19 protein-coding genes are annotated in these 22183 nt (G+C 63.8%); 14 read left to right on the top strand and 5 right to left on the bottom strand.

Annotated features, from left to right (window positions below; translation table 11 throughout):
* Nucleotides 1–11: 11 nt before the first annotated feature.
* The 5 genes from gatA (at nucleotide 12) to BLS08_RS16055 (ending at nucleotide 5071) form a co-directional block, all read left to right on the top strand.
* Nucleotides 12–1463 (top strand): Asp-tRNA(Asn)/Glu-tRNA(Gln) amidotransferase subunit GatA, encoded by a 1452-nt coding sequence (gene gatA / locus BLS08_RS16075; protein WP_055984003.1) that lies wholly within the window; start codon nucleotides 12–14, stop codon nucleotides 1461–1463.
* A 92-nt stretch (nucleotides 1464–1555) separates the two neighbouring features.
* The gene (gene gatB / locus BLS08_RS16070; protein ID WP_021488052.1) at nucleotides 1556–3004 is read left to right on the top strand and encodes an Asp-tRNA(Asn)/Glu-tRNA(Gln) amidotransferase subunit GatB; all 1449 of its coding nucleotides are present in this window, start codon (nucleotides 1556–1558) and stop codon (nucleotides 3002–3004) included.
* A gap of 72 nt (nucleotides 3005–3076) precedes the next feature.
* Nucleotides 3077–3499 carry a septal ring lytic transglycosylase RlpA family protein gene (locus tag BLS08_RS16065; RefSeq protein WP_055984006.1) on the top strand — a complete coding sequence of 141 codons (423 nt, stop codon included), beginning with the start codon at nucleotides 3077–3079 and terminating at the stop codon, nucleotides 3497–3499.
* Between the two features lie 91 nt (nucleotides 3500–3590).
* On the top strand, nucleotides 3591–4685 hold the full coding sequence (locus BLS08_RS16060; RefSeq protein WP_017678905.1) for a calcium/sodium antiporter: 1095 nt from the start codon (nucleotides 3591–3593) through the stop codon (nucleotides 4683–4685).
* Nucleotides 4686–4687: 2 nt separating this feature from the next.
* Entirely contained in the window at nucleotides 4688–5071 is a 384-nt protein-coding gene (locus tag BLS08_RS16055) for a carboxymuconolactone decarboxylase family protein (RefSeq protein ID WP_017678904.1), read from the top strand.
* A 236-nt stretch (nucleotides 5072–5307) separates the two neighbouring features.
* Here BLS08_RS16055 and BLS08_RS16050 read toward each other — a convergent pair whose 3' ends face one another.
* The 3 genes from BLS08_RS16050 to BLS08_RS16040 form a co-directional block, all read right to left on the bottom strand.
* Nucleotides 5308–6249, bottom strand: a complete 942-nt coding sequence (locus BLS08_RS16050) for an AEC family transporter (RefSeq protein WP_017678903.1) — start codon at nucleotides 6247–6249, stop codon at nucleotides 5308–5310.
* Between the two features lie 212 nt (nucleotides 6250–6461).
* The gene (locus tag BLS08_RS16045; RefSeq protein ID WP_004424835.1) at nucleotides 6462–7022 is read right to left on the bottom strand and encodes a response regulator transcription factor; all 561 of its coding nucleotides are present in this window, start codon (nucleotides 7020–7022) and stop codon (nucleotides 6462–6464) included.
* A 15-nt stretch (nucleotides 7023–7037) separates the two neighbouring features.
* On the bottom strand, nucleotides 7038–8291 hold the full coding sequence (locus BLS08_RS16040; protein ID WP_017678902.1) for an ATP-binding protein: 1254 nt from the start codon (nucleotides 8289–8291) through the stop codon (nucleotides 7038–7040).
* 186 nt (nucleotides 8292–8477) lie between these two features.
* Between BLS08_RS16040 and BLS08_RS16035 the strand changes: the two genes are divergently transcribed.
* The 3 genes from BLS08_RS16035 to BLS08_RS16025 all read left to right on the top strand — a co-directional run bounded on the left by BLS08_RS16035 (nucleotide 8478) and on the right by BLS08_RS16025 (nucleotide 12671).
* A complete protein-coding gene (locus tag BLS08_RS16035; RefSeq protein WP_017678901.1) occupies nucleotides 8478–9191 on the top strand; it encodes an SIMPL domain-containing protein in 714 nt (237 codons plus the stop codon).
* Between the two features lie 225 nt (nucleotides 9192–9416).
* A complete protein-coding gene (locus tag BLS08_RS16030) occupies nucleotides 9417–11015 on the top strand; it encodes an ABC transporter substrate-binding protein (protein ID WP_055984008.1) in 1599 nt (532 codons plus the stop codon).
* Between the two features lie 60 nt (nucleotides 11016–11075).
* The gene (locus tag BLS08_RS16025; protein WP_055984011.1) at nucleotides 11076–12671 is read left to right on the top strand and encodes an ABC transporter substrate-binding protein; all 1596 of its coding nucleotides are present in this window, start codon (nucleotides 11076–11078) and stop codon (nucleotides 12669–12671) included.
* Between the two features lie 55 nt (nucleotides 12672–12726).
* Here BLS08_RS16025 and BLS08_RS16020 read toward each other — a convergent pair whose 3' ends face one another.
* A complete protein-coding gene (locus tag BLS08_RS16020; protein ID WP_055984014.1) occupies nucleotides 12727–13956 on the bottom strand; it encodes a M24 family metallopeptidase in 1230 nt (409 codons plus the stop codon).
* Between the two features lie 188 nt (nucleotides 13957–14144).
* On the opposite strand from BLS08_RS16020, the gene BLS08_RS16015 reads away from it, so the two are divergent.
* The 6 genes from BLS08_RS16015 (at nucleotide 14145) to BLS08_RS15990 (ending at nucleotide 20720) form a co-directional block, all read left to right on the top strand.
* Complete coding sequence (locus BLS08_RS16015) at nucleotides 14145–14711, top strand: cupin domain-containing protein (protein ID WP_021488045.1); 567 nt, start codon at nucleotides 14145–14147, stop codon at nucleotides 14709–14711.
* A 172-nt stretch (nucleotides 14712–14883) separates the two neighbouring features.
* Nucleotides 14884–16479, top strand: a complete 1596-nt coding sequence (locus tag BLS08_RS16010) for an ABC transporter substrate-binding protein (protein WP_055984016.1) — start codon at nucleotides 14884–14886, stop codon at nucleotides 16477–16479.
* Nucleotides 16480–16641: 162 nt separating this feature from the next.
* A complete protein-coding gene (locus BLS08_RS16005) occupies nucleotides 16642–17652 on the top strand; it encodes an ABC transporter permease subunit (RefSeq protein ID WP_055984019.1) in 1011 nt (336 codons plus the stop codon).
* Between the two features lie 117 nt (nucleotides 17653–17769).
* Nucleotides 17770–18672 (top strand): ABC transporter permease subunit, encoded by a 903-nt coding sequence (locus tag BLS08_RS16000; RefSeq protein WP_004424851.1) that lies wholly within the window; start codon nucleotides 17770–17772, stop codon nucleotides 18670–18672.
* Between the two features lie 102 nt (nucleotides 18673–18774).
* Entirely contained in the window at nucleotides 18775–19749 is a 975-nt protein-coding gene (locus tag BLS08_RS15995) for an ABC transporter ATP-binding protein (RefSeq protein ID WP_017678894.1), read from the top strand.
* On the top strand, nucleotides 19749–20720 hold the full coding sequence (locus tag BLS08_RS15990) for a peptide ABC transporter ATP-binding protein (protein WP_017678893.1): 972 nt from the start codon (nucleotides 19749–19751) through the stop codon (nucleotides 20718–20720). The genes BLS08_RS15995 and BLS08_RS15990 overlap by 1 nt, the downstream gene beginning before the upstream one ends.
* Before the next feature lie 229 nt (nucleotides 20721–20949).
* On the opposite strand, the gene BLS08_RS15985 is transcribed toward BLS08_RS15990, so the two are convergent.
* Complete coding sequence (locus tag BLS08_RS15985; RefSeq protein ID WP_017678892.1) at nucleotides 20950–22122, bottom strand: HD domain-containing phosphohydrolase; 1173 nt, start codon at nucleotides 22120–22122, stop codon at nucleotides 20950–20952.
* Between the last annotated feature and the right edge of the window lie 61 nt (nucleotides 22123–22183).

The raw sequence follows: 22183 nt of genomic DNA, 5'->3' as shown, positions 1-22183 counted from the left end.
AAGGGCTCGACATGCATCAACTGACCCTGGCCGAGATCGCCCGTGGCCTCGCCGACAAGCAATTCTCCGCAGAAGAGCTGAGCCGCAGCCTGCTGGCGCGTATCGCGCAGCTCGACCCGCAGCTCAACAGCTTCATCACCGTCACCGAAGATCTGGCCATCGAACAGGCCAAGGGCGCGGACGCCCGTCGCGCTGCCGGCGAAAACAGCCCGCTGCTCGGCGCACCGATCGCGCACAAGGATCTGTTCTGCACCAACGGCGTGCTGACGTCCTGTGGCTCGAAGATCCTCACCGGTTTCAAGGCGCCCTACGACGCCACCGTGGTGGAAAAACTCAAGTCCGCCGGCGCCGTCACGCTGGGCAAGCTGAACATGGACGAATTCGCCATGGGCTCGGCCAACGAATCCAGCCACTACGGCCCGGTGAAGAACCCTTGGGACACCAGCCGCGTACCGGGCGGCTCCTCGGGTGGTTCGGCCGCAGCGGTCGCTGCACGACTGCTGCCGGCCGCCACCGGCACCGACACCGGCGGCTCGATCCGTCAGCCGGCTGCGCTGACCAACCTCACCGGCATCAAGCCGACCTACGGCCGCGTCTCGCGCTGGGGCATGATTGCCTACGCCTCCAGCCTCGATCAGGGCGGCCCGCTGGCCCGTACTGCCGAGGACTGCGCCCTGTTGCTTGGCGCCATGGCCGGTTTCGATAGCAAGGATTCCACCAGCGTCGACCAGCCAGTGGATGACTACCTCGCGGCGCTGGCCCAGCCGTTGGCCGGCCTGCGCATCGGCCTGCCGAAGGAATACTTCGGCGCCGGCCTCGATGCACGCATCGGTGAGAAGGTGATGGCCGTGGTCGAAGAGCTGAAAAAGCTCGGCGCCACCGTCAAGGACATCAGCCTACCGAACATGCAGCACGCGATCCCCGCCTACTACGTGATCGCACCGGCCGAGGCCAGCTCCAACCTGTCGCGTTTCGACGGTGTGCGTTTCGGCTATCGCTGCGAGAACCCGAAAGACCTGCAGGACCTGTACAAGCGCTCGCGCGGCGAAGGCTTCGGTGCCGAGGTCAAACGGCGCATCATGGTCGGCACCTACGCGCTGTCCGCCGGCTACTACGACGCCTACTACATCAAGGCCCAGCAGATTCGCCGGCTGATCAAGAACGACTTCGTCGCCGCCTTCAAGGACGTCGACGTGATCCTCGGCCCGACCACGCCGAACCTGGCCTGGAAGCTCGGCGAGAAGAACGCCGACCCGGTGTCCGCCTACCTGGAAGACATCTACACCATCACCGCCAACCTGGCCGGCATCCCCGGCCTGTCGATGCCAGCCGGCTTCGTCGATGGTCTGCCGGTGGGCGTGCAGTTGCTCGGCAACTATTTCCAGGAGGGTCGCCTGCTCAATGTCGCGCACCAGTACCAACAGGTCAGCGACTGGCATAAACAAGCACCCAAAGGCTTCTAAGGCAAAGGCCAGCCCCCTGTAGGAGCCCGCAAGCGGGCTCCTACGGATCAAGAGGCGGCAGCCGTTTGCAACGCATTCGAGGAACACTAAAGATGCAATGGGAAACCGTGATCGGGCTTGAGATCCACGCTCAGCTCAGCACCCAATCGAAGATTTTCTCGGCCAGCGCCACTACCTTTGGCGCCGAGCCCAACACCCAGGCCAGTCTGGTCGACCTCGGCATGCCCGGCACCCTGCCGGTACTTAACGCCGAAGCCGTGCGCATGGCCTGCCAGTTCGGCCTGGCGATCGACGCCGAGATCGCCGAACGTAACGTCTTCGCGCGCAAGAACTACTTCTACCCGGACCTGCCCAAGGGCTATCAGACCAGCCAGATGGATCACCCCATCGTCGGCAAGGGCTTCCTCGACATCACCCTGGAAGACGGCACCGTCAAGCGCATCGGCATCACCCGTGCGCACCTGGAAGAGGACGCTGGCAAGAGCCTGCACGAAGACTTCCACGGCATGAGTGGCATCGACTTGAACCGCGCCGGCACACCGCTGCTGGAAATCGTTTCCGAGCCGGACATCCGTTCGGCCAAGGAAGCCGTGGCCTACGTGAAGGCCATCCACGCACTGGTGCGTTATCTGGGCATCTGCGACGGCAACATGGCCGAAGGCTCGCTGCGCTGCGACTGCAACGTCTCGGTACGCCCGAAAGGCCAGGCCGAGTTCGGCACCCGCGCCGAGATCAAGAACGTCAACTCGTTCCGCTTTATCGAGAAGGCGATCAACCACGAGGTACAGCGCCAGATCGAGCTGATCGAGGACGGCGGCAAGGTGGTGCAGGAAACCCGCCTGTACGATCCGAACAAGGATCAGACCCGCTCCATGCGCAGCAAGGAAGAAGCCAACGACTATCGCTACTTCCCCTGCCCGGACCTGCTGCCGGTGGTGATCGAGCGCAGCTTCCTCGACGAACTGCGCGCCGGCCTGCCCGAGCTGCCGCCGCAGAAGCGCGAGCGCTTCGAAAGCCAGTTCGGCCTGTCCACCTATGACGCCAGCGTGCTGAGTGCCAGCCGCGAGCTGGCCGACTACTTCGAAGCAGTCGAGAAGACCTGCGGCGATGCCAAGCTGTCGGCCAACTGGGTGATGGGCGAGCTGTCCAGTCTGCTCAATAAAGAAGGCCTGGAGATCGAGCAGTCGCCGGTATCCGCCGAGCAGTTGGGCGGCATGATCCTGCGTATCAAGGACAACACCATCAGCGGCAAGATCGCCAAGATGGTCTTCGAAGCCCTCGCTGCCGGTGAAGGCGCCAGCGCCGATGAGATCATCGAGAACAAGGGCCTCAAGCAGGTCACCGATTCCGGCGCCATCGAAGCCATGCTCGATGAAGTACTGGCCGCCAACGCCGAGCAGGTCGAGCAATACCGCGCCAGCGACGAAGCCAAGCGCGGCAAGATGTTCGGTTTCTTCGTCGGTCAGGCCATGAAAGCCTCCAAAGGCAAGGCCAACCCGGGGCAAGTGAACGAACTGCTGAAGAAGAAGCTCGAAGGCTGAGCCAGACCGGCTCGCTTACGCTAGCTGCAATGACGCCGGGCTCGCCCGGCGTTTTTCATGGAGACCGCGAATATGACGATGCGTAGCCCGGATGCAATCCGGGAACCTTCACTGCCCTGGATTGCATCCGGGCTACAGACATGGGCACTGCTAGGTGCACTCGCCCTGCTCGGCGGCTGCTCTACCTTCGGCGGCGGCTCAGGCAGCAGCGAAACCGGCAAGGCCTCCTATTACGGCGACCGCCACCACGGCCAGCGCACCGCCAGCGGTGAACGCTTCGATCAGAACGCGCTGACCGCTGCTCATCGCACCCTGCCGTTCGGCACGCGGGTACGGGTCACCAACCTCAACAACGAGCGCAGCGTGGTGCTGCGCATCAACGATCGCGGCCCCTTCGTGCGCGGTCGCGTCATCGACGTTTCCCGCGCCGCTGCCGTGCGCCTCGACATGCTGCGCGCAGGCGTGGTGCCGGTCAGGGTCGAGACGCTGGACTGAGGAACAATTGGCAACAAAATCTTTCTGCCGCCCCTGGCGGCCAATAATGCCGTCGCTACACTAGCCGCACTTTTTTCGGAGCTACCCTGCAATGACCCTGATGACCTATGTCTACCTGATCGCCGGCCTGGTGCTGCTGGTTGCCGGCGCCGAGGTATTGGTACGTGGCGCCGCCAAGCTGGCCGCACAGTTCGGCATTCCGCCACTGGTAATCGGCCTGACCGTGGTGGCCTTCGGCACCAGCGCGCCGGAAACCGCAGTCAGCGTGCAGTCGGCGCTCAATGGCAGCGGCGATCTGGCCATCGGTAACGTGGTCGGCAGCAACATCGCCAACGTGCTGTTGATTCTGGGCGTGACCGCCCTGGTCGCACCACTGGTCGTCTCGCGCCAGCTCATTCGCCTCGATGTGCCCATCATGATCGGCGCCAGCCTGGTCACCTTCGGCCTGGCCTGGGATGGTGAACTGAGCCGTTTCGATGGTGCCTTGCTGTTCGCCGGCGTGCTGGCATACACCGGTTTCCTGATCTACAGCGCGCGCAAGGACAAGGGCAGCGACGATGACGAATTCGCCAAGGAATTCGGTCTCGACGAGGCGCCCAAGCCCTATGCCTGGGCGATCAACCTCGGCCTGATCATCGCCGGTCTGGTGCTGCTGGTGGTGGGCTCCAACTTCCTGGTCGAAGGCGCCGTGACACTTGCACGAGCGCTGGGGATTTCGGAACTGGTCATCGGCTTGACGGTTGTCGCTGTCGGCACGTCGCTGCCGGAATTGGCCACTTCGATCCTGGCTGCCATCAAAGGCGAACGCGATATCGCCGTGGGCAATATCGTCGGCAGCAACATCTTCAACCTGCTCTGCGTGCTGGGCCTGGCCTCGATGGTTGCGCCAGCCGCCATCGCAGTATCGCCCAACGCCCTGGCCTTCGATTTCCCGGTGATGATCGCTGTAGCCATCGCCTGTCTGCCGATCTTCTTCAGCGGCTACCGCATCAACCGTTGGGAAGGCTTGCTGTTCCTGGGCTACTACGTGGCCTACACCCTGTATCTGGTGATGTTCAGCACGGGCCGACCGCTGGCTCAGACCTTCGGTGACGCGATGATCGGCTACGCACTGCCGCTTACCGCCATCACCCTGGTGATCATCGCCGGGCGTGCCTGGCACAGACAACGCGGCGAACAGGTGTGAGCATGAGCGACAACCATGATCGTGGCATGCAGGTGCGCCGTGAGGTGATGGGCGACGCGTTCGTCGACCGCGCTCTGGGCAACGCCAGCGAGTTCACCCAGCCACTGCAGGACTTCGTCAACGAGCATGCCTGGGGCGGTGTGTGGACGCGCAGCGGCCTGCCGCGCGCGACCCGCAGCCTGATCACCCTGGCCGCGTTGACCGCGCTGAAATGCCCGCAGGAACTCAAGGGCCACGTGCGCGGCGCGCTGAACAACGGCTGCACGGTCGAAGAAATCCGCGAAACCCTGCTGCACTGTGCGGTGTATGCCGGCGTGCCGGCCAGCATCGACGCCTTCCGCGCGGCACAGGAAGTGATCGACGAGTACCAGAACAACGCCTCGTAGGAGCTGGCTTGCCGGCGATCCGTTAATCGCCGGCAAGCCGAACCCAGCTAGCAGGCCGTTGAAAAACGTAGGCGAGGCAGCCAGTGCAATACCGATGGCGGCCCCGCAAAAACAGCCGAAAAACGACCGGGGTCGCGTCCGACTTTACGTGTTGTAAATGAGCATTTTGATCGGACTCGCGCACGAGCCTGTTTTTAACGCAGCAATGGCAACGCAGGTAGTTTTTCAACAGCCTGCTAGATCCAGCCGCCCCACTGCAGCAATAGCAGGCCAATATTGGTGGTGACCACCGCCGCCAGGGTGGTGATGACGATGATGGCTGCCGCCAGCTCATGGTTGGCGCCCACCGCGCGGGCCATGACGAAGCTGGCCGCCGCCGTCGGGCTGGCGAAATAGAGAAACAGGATCGCCAGATCCGCCCCGCGAAAGCCGAACAGCCAGGCGCCGAAGGTGCTCAGCAGCGGCAACCAGACCATCTTCATCATGCCCGAGCCGATGGCCGTGCCGCTGCTGCGGCGCAACGACGCCAGGCTCAGGGTGCCGCCAATGCAGATCAGCGCCAGCGGCAGGGTCATCTGCGCGAAATACTCGGCTGAGGTCAGGAACCACTGCGGCAGCGGGATTTTCCAGTAGGCAATCGGTACCGCCAGCAGCACGCCAATGATCATCGGGTTGCTCACGATGCTGCGCGCGATGGCCTTGGCACCGGGTTTCACGCCCGGGCTGTAGATCGCCAGAACCACCGCCGAGAGCGCGTTGTAGCAGAGGATCACCAGTGCGGCGAGCAACGAGCCGACCGACAGGCCGTAGTCACCGTACATGCTGGTGGCCAGTGCCAGGCCGACGATACCGTTGTTACCGCGGAAGGCGCCCTGGGTGTAGATGCCACGATCCTCGAACGGCACCCGCCAGATCGCCCAGGCCCAGGCGACGAAGAACGACGCCACGGTGGCCAGGAAGAAGTAGGACAGCAGTTGCGGCTGCATGGCCGCATCCAGGTCCGCCTTGACCACACCGAGAAACAGCAGGGTCGGCATGGTGCCGCGAAACACCAGGCTCGAAGCGGTATCGATGAAGGGCGTATCGATCCAGCGCAGACGTTTGAGTGCCACGCCGAGAAACAGCATGGCGAACACGGGCGCGGTAATGGCAAGGGTTTGTGCAGCGACGGCGAGCATGGCGACACCAGCAGGTTGTCTGACGACCTATGTTAGCTGGCTAAGCATTTATCTGCCACGGGCAAAAGTCGCGCAGTTGTAGGGTGGGCCGGGCGGCGATCCGCTTTAGCCCACGCGAACCCGCGTTGATGAGCTCAAGCCCATCTTGCGGCCTAAGCCTGCTGGTGGGCTAAAGCCCACCCTACGCCCTACGGGTCTGGGTGTGCGAAGGCTCAGCGGCGAACCGGGCGCTTCTGCAACTTGCGCTGCAGGGTGCGGCGGTGCATGCCCAGGGCGCGGGCAGTGGCGGAAATGTTGCCCTCGTGTTCGGCCAGCACACGCTGGATGTGCTCCCACTGCAGGCGGTCCACCGACATCGGGTTTTCCGGCACCAGGCTGTCGAGGTCGGCATGCTCGGAAAGCAGCGCGGTGAGTACGTCGTCGGCATCGGCCGGCTTGCACAGGTAGTTGGCCGCGCCGCGCTTGATCGCCTCCACCGCGGTGGCGATGCTGGAATAGCCGGTGAGGATCACCACACGCATCTCGGCGTCCAGTTCCAGCAGCTTGGGCAGCAGCACCAGACCGGAGTCGCCTTCCATCTTCAGGTCGACCACGGCGTAATCCGGCAGGTCGTCCTTGGCCAGGGCCAGGCCTTCTTCGGCGCTGGAGGCGGTAGACACGCGCAGACCGCGGCGGCTCATGGCGCGCGCCATCACGCGGGTAAAGGTGGGGTCGTCATCGACCAGCAGCAGATGGGGCTGCTCTTCGCCTTCGAACAGGGATTCGTCGCTCATGCTGGGTTTTCCTTGTCAGGCCACGCCATAGGCTCGCGGCAACTTCAATTCGGTGAGGGTGCCGCCTTCTTCATGGTTATACAACTTAACCGTGCCACCAGCACGGGTCACGCTGGCCTGGCTGAGGAACAGCCCCAGGCCGAAACCCTTGCCCTTGGTGGTGAAGAAGGGCCGCCCAAGCTGCTCGGCGATGGCCAGCGGCACGCCGGCGCCGTGGTCGCGGATGCTCAGGCGCAGCCACTGGTGGTCCCAGTCCAGGCGAATGTCGAGTTTGTCCGGACAGGCGTCGGCGGCGTTGTTGAGCAGATTGAGCAGCGCCTGGGTGAGATCGGCCGGTGGCATGATCCGCGGTGGCGTGCCGCGGCCCAGGCATTGATAGCGGTAGCTGGCCTCGGGACGCATCAGGTGCCAGCGATTGAGAGTGGTTTCCAGCCATTCGACACAGGATTGTTCCACCACCGCCTGACGCCGATCGTTCTCGGCGGCGCGCACCAGTTGCTGCAGGGTGTACTTGCACAGCTTGACCTGCTCCTGCAGCAGGGCCAGATCATCCTGCAGCGCCGGCTTGTCGCGATACTCCTGGCGCAGCTCCTTGAGCAGCACGCTCATGGTGCCCAGCGGCGTACCCAGTTCATGGGCGGCGCCAGCGGCCTGAGTGGCCACGGCCAGCAGTTGCTGGTCACGCAGACTTTCTTCGCGGCGTTCGGCGCGCAGCTCGTCCTGGCGGCGCAGCTCCTCGGCCATCTTGGCAACGAAGAACGTGATCAGCGCCGCAGACAGGGCAAAGCTCAGCCACATGCCATAAACCAGCAGGCTCTCACGTGCCGCGGGCAGCTCGAGCGGATGGGTCCACACCAGCAGCAGGGTGTAACCGGCCAACGCCAGGCCTGCCAGGACGATGGTGAACATCCACGGCAGCGTTGCCGCGGCGATGGTCAGCGGCACCAGATAATAGGAAACGAAGGGGTTGGTCGAACCGCCCGAGTAATACAGCAGCACGCTGTGGATGATCAGGTCGCAGCCCAGCTGCACGGCGTACTCGACTTCTGTCACCGGCCAGGGGCCACGCAAGCGCATGGCAGTGCCCAGGCACAGCAGCAGAGAAACGCCGAGGGTGACCGACAATTGCAACCAGGGTAGCGGTAGCATGCCCGACTTGTAGGCGAGACCGACCGAGCCAGCCTGAGCGGCCAGCACCAGAATACGGATAAGGGTCAGACGCCAGAGATTCTGGCGACTGGCGGAGAGTAACTGCACGGGTTCGAGCATGGCGACTCCATTGGTTGCGCCGAGTATAACCAAGCCTGGCGTGGCCTTCCGTCGCTGCGGCAACCGGACGCACATCTCACCAACGCCCTGGATGAAAAAAGTTGTAGCGGCGTTAACCCGGATCGCGACTCGCCTTCGTCTAACCTCGGGAAACGGCCAAAAGGCCATCGAAAAAGGAACCGCACCATGCGCACCATGACCCGTATCGCCACCGCCCTCGCCCTCACCGCCGCCAGCCTGGCCAGCACCGGCCTGCTGGCCGCCGAGGCGCGCTACAACCAGATCGCCCTGCGCGCCGAGGTCAACCAGGAAGTGGCACACGATCTGATGCACGTCACCCTCTATACCGAAGCGCAGCACGCCGACCCGGCCAAGCTGGCCGCCGAGATCACCACCACCCTGAACAAGACATTGGAACAAGTGCGCCAGGTCCGTGGTGTTTCGGTCAAGCTCGGCAGCCGCCACAGCTACCCGGTGTATGACGACAAGGGCCAGAAGATCACCGCCTGGCGCGAGCGCGCCGAGGTGCGCCTGGAAAGCGCCGACTTCGCCCGGCTTTCCGCCCTGACTGGTGAATTGCTGCAATCGATGAAGATGGCCGGCATGGATTTCAGCATCGCCACCGACACCCGCAAGACCCGCGAAGATGCCATGCTCAAGGACGCCGTCAACGCCTTCAAGGCACGCGCACAGCTGGCCACCGAAGCGCTTGGCGGCAGGGGCTACAAGCTGGTCAGCCTGAACCTCAACACCGGTGGTTTCCAGCCACCAGTGGCCATGCGCAACTTCGAAGCCAAGGGCATGGCGATGATGGACTCAGCCCCCACGCCGCAAATCGAAGCCGGCACCAGCCAGGTCACGGTCAGCGCCGACGGCGTCATCGAAGTGCAGATGCCCTGAATCACGCTCCGCAACAAAGCAACGCCGTTATCGACAGATAACGGCGTTTCGCCATCTTTTCTCTGCAACATTTTCATAAATGCGACAGCAAATTACAGCGCTGTAGCGCTAACCATTTTCCGCACAACGCCCCTCTTGCCTCGGGCACAAGGCCTGCATAGTTTCGGCGGTGGTCTCCACAAGAGGCTCCTCAAGGACCACAACCACAACAACGATGAGGTCAAGATGCGCAAGAACGCCATTCTCCAGGCTTTACTTACCGCTGGGCTGATCGCCAGCGCTCCCCTCGCCAGCGCCGCCAACCTGGTGTTCTGCTCAGAAGGCAGCCCCGCCGGCTTCGACCCCGGCCTGTACACCACCGGCACCGATTTCGACGCCGCCGCGGAAACCATTTTCAACCGCCTGACCCAGTTCGAACGCGGCGGCACCAAGGTCGAGCCTGGTCTGGCACAAAGCTGGGAGGTGTCCGAGGATGGCCTGGTCTACACCTTCAAGCTGCGCCCCGGGGTGAAATTCCACACCACCGAATACTTCAAGCCCAGCCGCGAATTCAACGCCGACGACGTGCTGTTCACCTTCGGCCGCATGCTCGACAAGGACCACCCGTTCCGCAAGGCGTACCCCACCGAGTTTCCCTACTTCACCGACATGGGCATGGACAGCAATATTGCCAAGCTGGAGAAGCTCGATGACCTGATCGTGCGCTTCACCCTCAACGAAGTGGACGCAGCCTTCGTGCAGAACCTGGCGATGAGCTTCGCCTCGATCCAGTCCGCCGAGTACGCCGACCAGTTGCTCAAGGCTGGCAAGGCCGCCGACATCAACCAGAAGCCTGTCGGTACCGGCCCCTTCGTATTCAGCCGCTACCAGAAGGACGCGGTGATCCGTTACAAGGGCAACCAGGACTACTGGAAGCCCGATGACGTGAAGATCGACAACCTGATCTTCGCCATCAATACCGACTCATCCGTGCGCATGCAGAAACTGCGTGCCGGCGAATGCCACGTCACCCTGTTCCCGCGCCCGGCCGATATCGCCTCGCTGCAACAGGACGCCAAGTTGCAGATGCCCGAGCAGGCCGGCTTCAACGTTGGTTACATCGCCTACAACGTCACCCACCCGCCGTTCGACAAACTGGAAGTGCGCCAGGCGCTGGACATGGCGGTGAACAAGCAGGCGATTCTCGACGCCGTTTACCAGAATGCCGGGCAGCTCGCGGTCAACGGCATGCCGCCGACCCAGTGGTCGTATAACGAAGACATCAAGGACCCGGCCTTCGACCCGGAAAAGGCCAAGGAGCTGCTCAAGGCCGCCGGCGTCAAGGAAGGTACCGAGATCACCTTGTGGGCCATGCCGGTACAGCGCCCGTACAACCCCAACGCCAGGCAGATCGCCGAAATGCTGCAGGCCGACTGGGCCAAGATCGGCATCAAGGCACGCATCGTCACCTACGAATGGGGCGAGTACCTCAAGCGCGCCAAGGCTGGCGAACACGACGCCATGCTGATCGGCTGGAGCGGCGACAACGGTGACCCGGACAACTGGCTCGGTACCCTCTACGGCTGCGACGCGGTCGACGGCAACAACTTCTCCAAATGGTGCTTCGAGGACTACGACAAACTGGTCAAGGCCGCCAAGCGCACCACCGACGTGACCGAACGCACCGAGCTGTACAAGCAGGCGCAGGTGATCCTCAAGCGTGAGGTGCCGATCACCCCGCTGGCCCACTCCACCGTGTACCAGCCGATGCGCAAGGAAGTGCAGGACTTCCGCATCAGCCCGTTCGGCATCAACTCGTTCTATGGTGTAGGTATCGGCAAGTAACAAGCTGCATCGGCGCCCTGAAAGGGGCGCCGATTGCAGGACGTTCAACCAGGAGTCACCATGCCTACCTTGCCCCTACTGCGCGGCGGTCTGCTGTTTGCCGCGCTGCTCGCTGCTCAGGCCCAGTCGGCCAACCTGGTGGTCTGCAGCGAAGCCAGCCCGGAAGGGTTCGACATCGTTCAATACACCGCAGCCACCACCGCCGATGCCACGGCGGAAACCCTGTTCGAACGCCTGGTGGCCTTCGCCCCTGGCAGCACCGAAATCGTCCCGGCATTGGCAGAAAGCTGGGAAATAGCCGATGACGGCCTGAGCTACACCTTCACCTTGCGCAAGGGGGTGAAATTCCACGCTAACAGGGATTTCACGCCAAGCCGCACATTCAACGCCGACGACGTGCTGTGGAGCTTCCAGCGCCAGCTCGATCCGGCTCACCCCTGGCACAAGCTGTCGCTGCGCGGTTTCCCCTATGCCGAGGCCATGGGCCTGGCGCAGTTGATCGAGCGCGTGGAAAAGCTCGACGAACACCGCGTGCGCTTCGTCCTCAAACACCCGGAGGCACCCTTCCTGGCCAACCTGGCCATGGGCTTCGCCTCCATCTATTCGGCCGAATACGCCGACCATCTGCTCGCGGCAGGTACCCCGGAGCGGCTGAACAACGTGCCCATCGGCACCGGCCCTTTCATCTTCGAGCGTTACGCCAAGGACGCCCAGGTACGCTTTCGCGGCAACCCGGATTACTGGGGCGGCGCGCCGAAGGTCGAGCGCCTGATACTGGCCATCACCCCCGAGCCCAACGTGCGCCAGCAACGGCTCAAGGCCGGCGACTGTCAGATCGCCCTCTACCCGCGTCCAGTGGACATCCCGGCGCTCAAGGCCGACCCGCAACTGCAGGTGCTGGAGCTGGATTCGCTGCTGACCGCCTATATCGGCATCAACACCCGCCACCCACCGCTGGACGACGTACGCGTGCGCCAGGCGTTGAACCTGGCGTTCGACAAGGCCGCCTACATCCGTGCGCAATATGGCGAAGGCAATGCCACGCCGGCGGTGGCGCCCTACCCGGCCACCCTGTGGGGCCAAGACGAAACGCTGCAGGACTGGCCACACGATCCCGAGCGGGCCCGCCAACTGCTGACCGAGGCCGGTCACGCCGATGGCTTCGCCCTGTCGATCTGGACCCGCCCCGGTGGCGGGCCGACCAACCCCAACCCCGGTATCGGCGCGCAGATGCTGCAGGCCGATCTCGCCGCCATCGGCATTCGCAGCGACATTCGCGTGTTCGAGTGGGGTGAGTTGATCAAGCGTGCCAAGAACGGCGAGCACGACCTGGTGTTCATGGGCTGGGCCGGCGACAACGGCGACCCGGACAACTTCCTCACCCCCAACCTGTCCTGCGCCGCGGCCGAAAGCGGCGAGAACCAGGCGGGCTGGTGCGACAAGGCCTTCGATGCTCTGATCACCCAGGCCCGCCGCGAGCCCGAGCAGAGCAAACGCGCCGCGCTGTATCGCCAGGCCCTGGCGATCTTCCATGAGCAGGCGCCGTGGATTGCCCTCGCCCACCCCAAGCAGTTCGCAGCGCTGCGCAAGGGTGTCGAAGGCTTCGTGCTCAGCCCGATGGGCTCGAACAACTATTCCAGGGTGAACGTGCCATGAACGACCACGGTTCGATCCCTGATGGACAGCGCGTCCGAGTCAGACTTGGGCGCGGTTAGGCACCCAGACCGAAGGGGTCGTCCACCGAATGACTGGGCTGGGTAAACCAGCGCGGGCCGTCGGCGGTCATGTAGAAGTGATCCTCGAGACGGATACCAAACTCGCCCGGCACACATATCATCGGCTCATTGCTGAAGCACATGCCCTCGGCCAGCGGGGTGTCATCGCCGCCGACCAGATAGGGCCCCTCGTGAATGTCCAGGCCGATGCCGTGCCCCGTACGATGCGGCAGGCCAGGCAAGCTGTAACCAGGCCCAAGCCCTGCCGCCTCCAGGCTACGCCGCGCCGCCGCGTCCACCGACGAACAGGGCGCCCCCAGGGTGGCTGCCTCGAACGCCGCCTGCTGCGCGGCTTTTTCCTTGTTCCAGAAGTCGCGCTGGCGCGCGCTGGGCGTACCGAAAACGTAGCTACGGGTGATATCCGACAGGTAACTGTGCACCTTGCAGCCGGTGTCGATCAGCACCATGTCGCCGTCCTTGAGCCGCTGCGCATGCTTGACCCCATGCGGAAAGGCACTGGCTGCGCCGAACAGCACGATGCAGAAAATCGAGCCAGGCGCACCGACACGGCGGTGCGCCTGGTGGATGAACTCGGCAACTTCGGTGGTGCTGATACCTTCATGGAGGATGCTCGCCACCGCCTTGTGCACTTCCAAAGTCATGTCCTTGGCGCGCTGCATCAGGGCGATTTCGGCTGGCGATTTGCATTGGCGACAGGCCGTGGTGATGCCGCCGGCATCGACGAAGCGATAACCGCTGGTCAGTTGGCGAATGCCTTCAAACATGAAAAAAGGCAAAGAAGAACAGAGACCTACCTTCGGCTGCGCACCATCATTGGGCAATATTCCCAGGCGTTTCAGGCACTCCAGAAGCAGCGCATAGGGGTTTTCGTGCTCTTGCCAGGTATTGATCACGCCGGGCACCACCTGAAAGTCGCGTACCGTGCCTTCCTCGAACGCCGGAGCCAGATACTCCAGTGCGCCGCTGGCCGGCAGAATCGCACCGACCATACGTTCGCTGGGATGCCACTGCACACCGGTGAAGTACTGCAGGTTGCTGCCGGCAGCCAGAAACAGCGCGGCGATATCCTGCTCGCGCATCAACGCCTGAGCGCGGGCGATGCGCGTCTGGAATTCAGACTCAGTGATCGGCTGCGCGCCGGCCATCATGTTCTGCAGGCGCGCCAAGGCCTGCTCCGGCGTGCTGCCGCCCACTCCCAATGTCATCTGCGCATCCTCGTCTGGCGCCCACGACGAACATCGTCACCGGGCAATTCGTTGCGGCAAAATTTAAGTGCAACTTAAATTTCGGTCAAAGCTTTTTTCAGCTGGACTTAAAAAGCCCCGCCCGCATCGGGCTGAAGTCCTGGCACCTCATGGGTATACTGCGCTGACCCGAACAGCGAGCCACCTCCATGACCGCAGATCGCATTGGCGAACGCTTGCGCCGCTACCGGCGGGCCGCCGGCAAGACCCTCAATCAGGTAGCCGCAGACGCCGGCCTGACCGCCAGCTTCCTGTCCCAGGCAGAACGCAACCTGACCGGCGTATCGCTATCGTCGCTGGCGAGCATCGCCAAGTCGCTCGATGTACCGCTCAACGTGTTGTTCGATCAGCCCACCCAGGCGCAGCCGGATTCTCACGTCAACGAGCGGGTGCGCTACACCGTAGGCGGCCAGCTGCTGGCCTACGAGCGCCTGTCCAGTTCATTTCCCGGTAACTCGATCAATGCGGTGAAGATGAACATTCCGGTGGGCTATCAGTCTGAACTGATCGCGCATGAAGGCGTGGAATTCTCCTACGTGCTCAGCGGGCAGATCGTCTACACCATCGAGGGTCGCGACTACCCCCTCGGCCCCGGCGACTCGGTGCATTTCGATGCCGGCAAGCTGCATCGCCTGGCCAATACCGCCGATGCCCCGGCCGAAGTGCTGACCATGACCACCATGGCGCTTTTCGGCGATCACCCCGCCAGCGAGTGATTTTTTGCCCCAATTCAGGGCGAATATGCGCAATGTTAGTGCTGCTTAATTTTTGTTGACCGCAATTTCAGCATGACTTAATTTCGAGCCCGACCCGGTGGGCTACCCGCCTTCACCGCATACCGAGCTCGCGCTGCACCGAGGCGCGAACAAAAAGAAAAAAGAGGTTCGCATGCGTATGTCTCCCCTGTGCAAGGCCCTGCTTACCGCAGGACTGCTCACCAGTGCTTCGTTCGCCCACGCCAGCAACCTGGTGTATTGCTCCGAGGGCAGCCCGGGCGGTTTCGACCCCGGCCAGTACACCACCGGTACCGACTTCGATGCGGCCTCGGAAACCATCTTCAACCGCCTCGCCGAATTCGAGCGCGGCGGCACCAAGGCACAACCATCGCTGGCTACCTCCTGGGACATCAGCGAAGACGGCCTGACCTATACCTTCCACTTGCGCGAAGGGGTCAAGTTCCACACCACCGACTACTTCAAGCCGACTCGCGACTTCAACGCCGACGATGTGCTGTTCACCTATCAGCGCATGCTCGATCGCAACCACCCGTTCCGCCAGGCCTATCCCAGCGAGTTTCCCTACTTCACCGACATGGGCCTGGACAAGAACATCGCCAAGATCGAGAAGACCGACGACATGACCGTGGTCTTCACCCTCAATGCCGTCGACGCCGCCTTCGTGCAGAACCTGGCGATGAACTTTGCCGCGATACATTCGGCCGAATACGCCGACCAGTTGCTCAAGGCCGGCAAGGCCGCCGAGATCAACCAGAAGCCCATCGGCACCGGCCCGTTCGTGTTCAGCCGCTATCAGAAGGACGCGGTGATCCGCTTCAAGGGCAACACCCAGTACTGGGCCCCGGAGCAGGTGAAGATCGACAACCTGATCTTCTCCATCAATACCGACGCCTCGGTGCGCGCCCAGAAGCTGCGCGCCGGTGAATGCCACGTCACCCTCAACCCGCGCCCTGCCGACCTGCAGAGTCTGCAGGCCGACAAGAATCTCAATGTACCGACCGAGCCTGGCTACAACGTCGGCTACATCGCCTACAACGTCACCCGCGCGCCGTTCGACAAACGCGAAGTGCGCCAGGCGCTGGACATGGCCGTGAACAAGGCGGCGATCATCGACGCCGTGTACCAGGGTGCCGGCCAACTGGCCGTGAACGGCATGCCACCGACCCAGTGGTCCTACGACGAGTCGATCAAGGATGCCGCCTACGACCCGGAGAAAGCCAAGGAGCTGCTCAAGGCCGCCGGCGTGAAGGAAGGTACCGAAATCACCCTGTGGGCCATGCCTGTGCAGCGGCCCTACAACCCCAATGCGCGGCTGATGGCCGAGATGCTGCAGAACGACTGGGCCAAGGTCGGCATCAAGGCGCGCATCGTCAGCTACGAATGGGGCGAGTACATCAAGCGCGCCCATGCCGGTGAACACGACGCCATGCTGATCGGCTGGACCGGCGACAACGGTGACCCGGACAACTGGCTCGGCACCCTGTACGGCTGCGCCTCGGTAGACGGCAACAACTTCTCCAAGTGGTGCGACAGCGAATACGACAAGCTGGTGGTCGCCGCCAAGCGCGTCACCGACCAGGAGCAACGCAGCGAGCTGTATCGTCAGGCCCAGGTCGTTCTCAAGCGCGAAGTGCCGATCACGCCGATCGCTCACTCCACGGTCTACCAACCGATGCGCACCAGCGTCGAAGGCTTCCAGATCAGTCCCTTCGGGCGCAACAGCTTCATCGGTGTCAGCAACAACTGATAGCCCGTTGCGCGACCGCCGCTGCGCGACCGCCGTTGAACGACGCCCCGGGCAAACGCCCGGGGCATGTCGTGATCGAACAGCTAACCTGCAACATGCTCGAAGGAATCGCCAGATTTCCAGGCTGCTCGATACCGTTCTGATGAGGAGTTACCCACCGCCATGCTGAGCTTCATTGCACGCCGCCTGGGCTTGCTGATCCCCACCTTCTTCGGCGTCACCCTGCTGACCTTCGCGCTGATCCGCCTGATCCCCGGTGACCCGGTCGAGGTAATGATGGGCGAGCGTCGCGTCGATCCGGAAATGCACGCTCAGGCCATGGAGCGCCTGGGGCTGAACAAGCCCCTGTATGCGCAGTATTTCGACTACATCGGCCAGCTCGCCAGCGGCAACCTGGGCGAATCGCTGCGCTCGCGTGAAAGCGTGTGGAAAGAGTTTCTCACCCTGTTTCCCGCCACCGTCGAACTGGCACTGGCTGCCTTGCTGTTCGCCGGCACCCTCGGCGTGATCGCCGGGGTAATCGCTGCACTCAAGCGCGGCTCGCTGTTCGACCACGGGGTGATGGGCATCTCGCTGACCGGCTATTCGATGCCGATCTTCTGGTGGGGCCTGCTGCTGATCATGTTCTTCTCGGTGGGCCTGGGCTGGACGCCAGTATCCGGGCGCATCGACCTGCTCTACGACATTCCACCGGTCACCGGCTTCATGCTGATCGACACCCTGCTTTCCGAAGAGCAAGGTGCCTTCGTCGATGCCCTGCGCCATCTGATCCTGCCGGCCATCGTGCTCGGCACCATTCCGCTGGCGGTGATCGCGCGGATGACCCGCTCGGCCATGCTCGAAGTGCTGCGCGAGGACTACATCCGCACCGCACGCGCCAAGGGCCTGTCGCCGACGCGCGTGGTCTTCGTGCATGGCCTGCGCAATGCCTTGATCCCGGTGCTGACCGTGTTCGGCCTGCAGGTCGGCGCCCTGCTGGCAGGCGCAGTGCTGACCGAAACCATCTTCTCCTGGCCGGGCATCGGCAAGTGGCTGATCGAAGCCATCGGCGCCCGCGACTACCCGGTGGTGCAGAACGGCATCCTGCTGATCGCCTGCCTGGTGATCCTGGTCAACTTCACCGTGGACATCCTCTATGGCCTGGCCAATCCACGTATTCGCCATCAGAAGTAAGGAAGGCGTGATGAATCGACAGACCCTAGGGTGTCGCGGAGCCGCCCAGGCCGTGCGCCCCAATAGCGGCGACCAACCATCGGTGCGCACAGCGCACCCTACCCAGGGGGTATGCCCATGACTGCAGCCACCAGCCTCGACCAGAGCCTGCTCTACCCATCGCCGCTGAAAGAATTCTGGCAAGCCTTCAGCCATAACAAGGGCGCCGTCTGTGGCCTCGGCTTCATGCTGCTGATGGTGTTCTGCGCGCTGTTCGCCCCCTGGGTCGCGCCGCACCATCCCAGCGAGCAGTACCGCGACTTCCTGCTCACCCCGCCGGTCTGGCTGGATGGTGGTCAGTGGCGCTTCCTGCTCGGCACCGACGAGCTGGGCCGTGACCTGCTCTCGCGGCTGATCCACGGTGCACGCCTGTCGCTGCTGATCGGCCTGGCTTCGGTGGTGCTGTCGCTGATTCCCGGCATCCTGCTGGGCCTGGTCGCCGGGTTTTTCCCGCGTCTGCTCGGCCCCGGCATCATGCGTCTGATGGACATCATGCTGGCGCTGCCATCGCTGCTGCTGGCGGTGGCCATCGTCGCCATCCTCGGCCCAGGGCTGATCAACACCATTTTCGCCATCGCCATCGTCTCGCTGCCCTCCTACGTACGCCTGACCCGCGCGGCCGTGATGGGCGAGCTGAACCGCGACTACGTCACCGCTGCGCAGCTGGCCGGCGCCAGCCTGCCCCGGCTGATGTTCTTCACCGTGCTGCCCAACTGCATGGCGCCGCTGATCGTGCAGGCCACCCTGAGCTTTTCCTCGGCGATTCTCGACGCCGCCGCGCTAGGCTTTCTCGGCCTCGGCGTACAACCGCCGACACCCGAGTGGGGCACCATGCTGGCCTCGGCGCGCGACTACATCGAACGCGCTTGGTGGGTGGTGACCCTGCCTGGCCTGGCGATTCTGCTCAGCGTGCTGGCGATCAACCTGATGGGTGACGGCCTGCGCGATGCCCTCGATCCGAAACTGAAGAACGCCATCTGAGGAGGCCCATATGCACAAGATGATCTCGGTGCGCATGGCGCACCACAGCTGCGCAGCGTGGACGGGAGAAGCATCGTCCATCCTACGCACGGAGGGCACCCGATGAGTCTGCTGGATATCCGCAACCTCTCCGTACGTTTCGGCGCGGCCGACGCCGTGCCGGTGGTCGACGGGCTCGATCTGAGTGTGGAAAAAGGTGAAGTGCTGGCCATCGTCGGCGAGTCCGGCTCTGGCAAGTCGGTGACCATGATGGCGCTGATGGGCCTGATCGACGCACCCGGCATCGTCCAGGCCGATTGCATGCAGTTCGACAGCACCGACATGCTGCGTCTGAAAGGTCGGCAGCGTCGGCGTATCGTCGGCAAGGACCTGTCCATGGTCTTCCAGGACCCGATGACCGCGCTCAACCCCAGCTACACCGTAGGCTTCCAGATCGAGGAAGTGTTGCATCAGCACCTCGGCCTGAAAGGCAAAGCGGCGCGCGCTCGCGCCCTGGAGCTGCTCGAAAGGGTCGAGATACCCGGCGCCGCCAGTCGCCTCGATGCCTACCCGCATCAGCTCTCCGGTGGCATGAGCCAGCGCGTGGCAATCGCCATGGCGATTGCCGCCGAGCCCAAGCTGCTGATCGCCGACGAACCCACCACCGCGCTGGACGTGACCATCCAGGCGCAGATCATGGAGCTGCTGCTGGATCTGCAGCGCGACCAGGGCATGGCCCTGGTGCTGATCACCCACGACCTGGCCGTGGTGGCTGAAACCGCTCAGCGCGTCTGCGTGATGTACGCCGGGCAAGCGGTGGAGCTGGGCCAGGTGCCGGCTCTGTTCGACGCCCCCAGTCATCCCTATACCGAAGCCTTGCTCAAGGCGATCCCCGAACACAGCGCCGGCGCCCACCGCCTGGCGACCCTGCCCGGTATCGTGCCCGGCCGTTATGACCGCCCACAGGGCTGCCTGCTGTCGCCACGCTGCCCGTACGTGCAGCCGCGTTGCCGCGACGAGCGCCCAACCCTGGACGCACACGAGCGAGGCGCCGCGCGCTGCTTCTTTCCTCTTGTACCCGCGGCGGAGGTGGCCTGATGAGCACCGTACTTCAAGCCCGTGAGCTGACCCGCCACTACAGCGTCTCGCGCGGCCTGTTCAAACCGGCAGCCTTGGTGCAGGCGCTCAACGGCGTGTCGTTCACGCTGGAGTCAGGCAGGACCCTGGCGGTGGTTGGCGAGTCCGGCTGCGGCAAGTCCACCCTGGCCCGCGCCCTGACCCTGATCGAAGAGCCCAGCGCCGGTAGCCTGCAGATCGCCGGACGGGAAGTGGCCGGCGCCAGCCATGCCGAGCGCAAACAACTGCGCCGCGACGTGCAGATGGTGTTCCAGAACCCCTACGCCTCGCTCAACCCGAGGCAGAAGATCGGTGACCAACTGGCCGAACCGCTGCTGATCAACACCAACCTGTCGCGTGCCGAACGCCGTGAGAAGGTGCAGGCGATGATGCAGCAGGTGGGGCTGCGCCCCGAGCACTACCAGCGCTACCCGCACATGTTCTCCGGCGGTCAGCGCCAGCGCATCGCCCTGGCCCGCGCCATGATGCTGCAGCCCAAGGTGCTGGTGGCGGACGAACCGACCTCGGCGCTGGACGTGTCGATCCAGGCGCAGGTGCTCAACCTGTTCATGGACCTGCAGGAGCAGTACCAGACCGGCTACGTGTTCATCTCGCACAACCTCGCCGTGGTGCGTCATGTCGCCGACGACGTGCTGGTGATGTACCTCGGCCGCCCGGTGGAGATGGGCGCGGCCGAGGCGCTCTACGCCCGCCCGCTGCACCCCTACACCCGTGCCCTGCTGTCGGCGACGCCGGCGATTCATCCCGATCCGGACAAGCCTCGGATGAAGATCAGCGGCGAGTTGCCCAATCCGCTGAACCCGCCATCCGGCTGCGCCTTCCACAAGCGCTGCCCGCATGCCGACGAACGCTGCCGCGGCGAACGCCCTGAGCTGCGCCTGATCGATGCGCGGCAGGTGGCCTGTCATCATGTGGAGCGGATCATCGATTGACCCCTGCAAGGGCCACGCAGGTCGCTAGTGTCTCGTCAACCATGGAGTATCGGTTCAGCGTCCGGCTTTCGTGGGAGGGGCTTTAGCCGCGAGCGACTTTGAATGCGCCAAAAGCGTCGCGGCTGAAGCCCCTCCCACGGTTCAAGGCAGCGACAGATCATCCGTGTCGCGACACTAGGGTGCCGTGGGTCGAATCGGTCGTGCACGGCAGACGTGGTGCAGCGGTGCGTCAGGAGGTCGGCGGCAGCGTCAACTCGATGCTTTCGGCCAGCGAGTCCTCCAGCCGCTGCAACTCCACGCCGACCGCGGCGGCGTCGTCGGCCAGGGTTTCGGCGATATGCAGGAACTCCGTCGTGGCTTCGACGAAGGCTAGCACCACCATGGGGTCGAAGCGTGTACCGCTGGCCGCGCTGATCTGCGCCACCGCCTGCGCCGGGCTGATGGGCGGCAGGTAGGGATGCCGGCAGCTCAGCTCTTCGAAGTGCCCCACCAGCGCCATCAGCCGCGCCGAAAGCGGAATCTGCTCGCCGAGCAGCCCCTGTGGATAGCCTTTGCCGTCCCAGCGCTCATGCTGGCCGTAGACGATATCCTTGGCATCGGAGAGAAAGTTGGTGACGCTGCCCAGCTTGCGCTCGGCTCGCTCCAATGCATCCCGGCCGGCGATCACCCCCTCGCTCAGCAGGCGCAGGTCATTTTCATCCGGCTCGCCATGGTTGAGCAGCACGCGATCCGGCAGGGTCAGTCGGTCGATCACATGCAGCATGGCCGACTTGCCCAACTGGGCGATGCGCTCCTCGTTCAGAGACTCCGACAAGGCCGGCTGCTGCCGCGCTAACGCAGCGGTCAGACAGGTCATGTAGCGTTCGATACGCTCCAGGCGACGACTGCTCGGGTTGTCACGCATGACGGCAACGCTGGCCATGGCCTCGATGGTGACATCCTGCAGATTCTGGATATCGCGCGTACGGCGCTTGACCTCGAGTTCCAGATACTCGCTCTTGTCACGCAGGTAATCGGTGGCCGCCTTGAGCTGCAGCTGCGCTCGAACACGCGCGAGCACGATGGGCGCACTGACCGGTTTGGTGATGTAGTCGGCAGCGCCGAGGTCGAAGCCCAACTGCTCGTCGGCGGCATCGCTGCGGCCGGTGACCAGGATCAGCGGGATATGGCGGGTCTGCGGATCGGTCCTGAGCCCGCGACAGAGCGCGTAGTCGTCCTGCCAGCCCAGCAGAATCAGGTCTGGCTGCGGTCGCGACCTGGCAGCGTGCAGCGCCTCCTCGCTGCCAACCAGCCTTACCTGGTAGCGGTCGGCCAACAGCGCGCCGAGGCGCTGGCGCGCGTCGACTGCATCCTCCACAACCAGAATCAGTTCCTGCTCCGGCCTATCGAGCATCCCGCGCATGGCGATCTCCGTTGGCACTTGCCTATCCATCATTAAAGGCGCTGGGCCGCATTTGCGCTCA

This window comes from Ectopseudomonas chengduensis (assembly GCF_900102635.1).
Lineage (GTDB): Bacteria > Pseudomonadota > Gammaproteobacteria > Pseudomonadales > Pseudomonadaceae > Aquipseudomonas > Aquipseudomonas chengduensis.
Note: the sequence above shows the minus strand (reverse complement) of the source record. Positions and strands in the feature narration are given on the sequence as shown.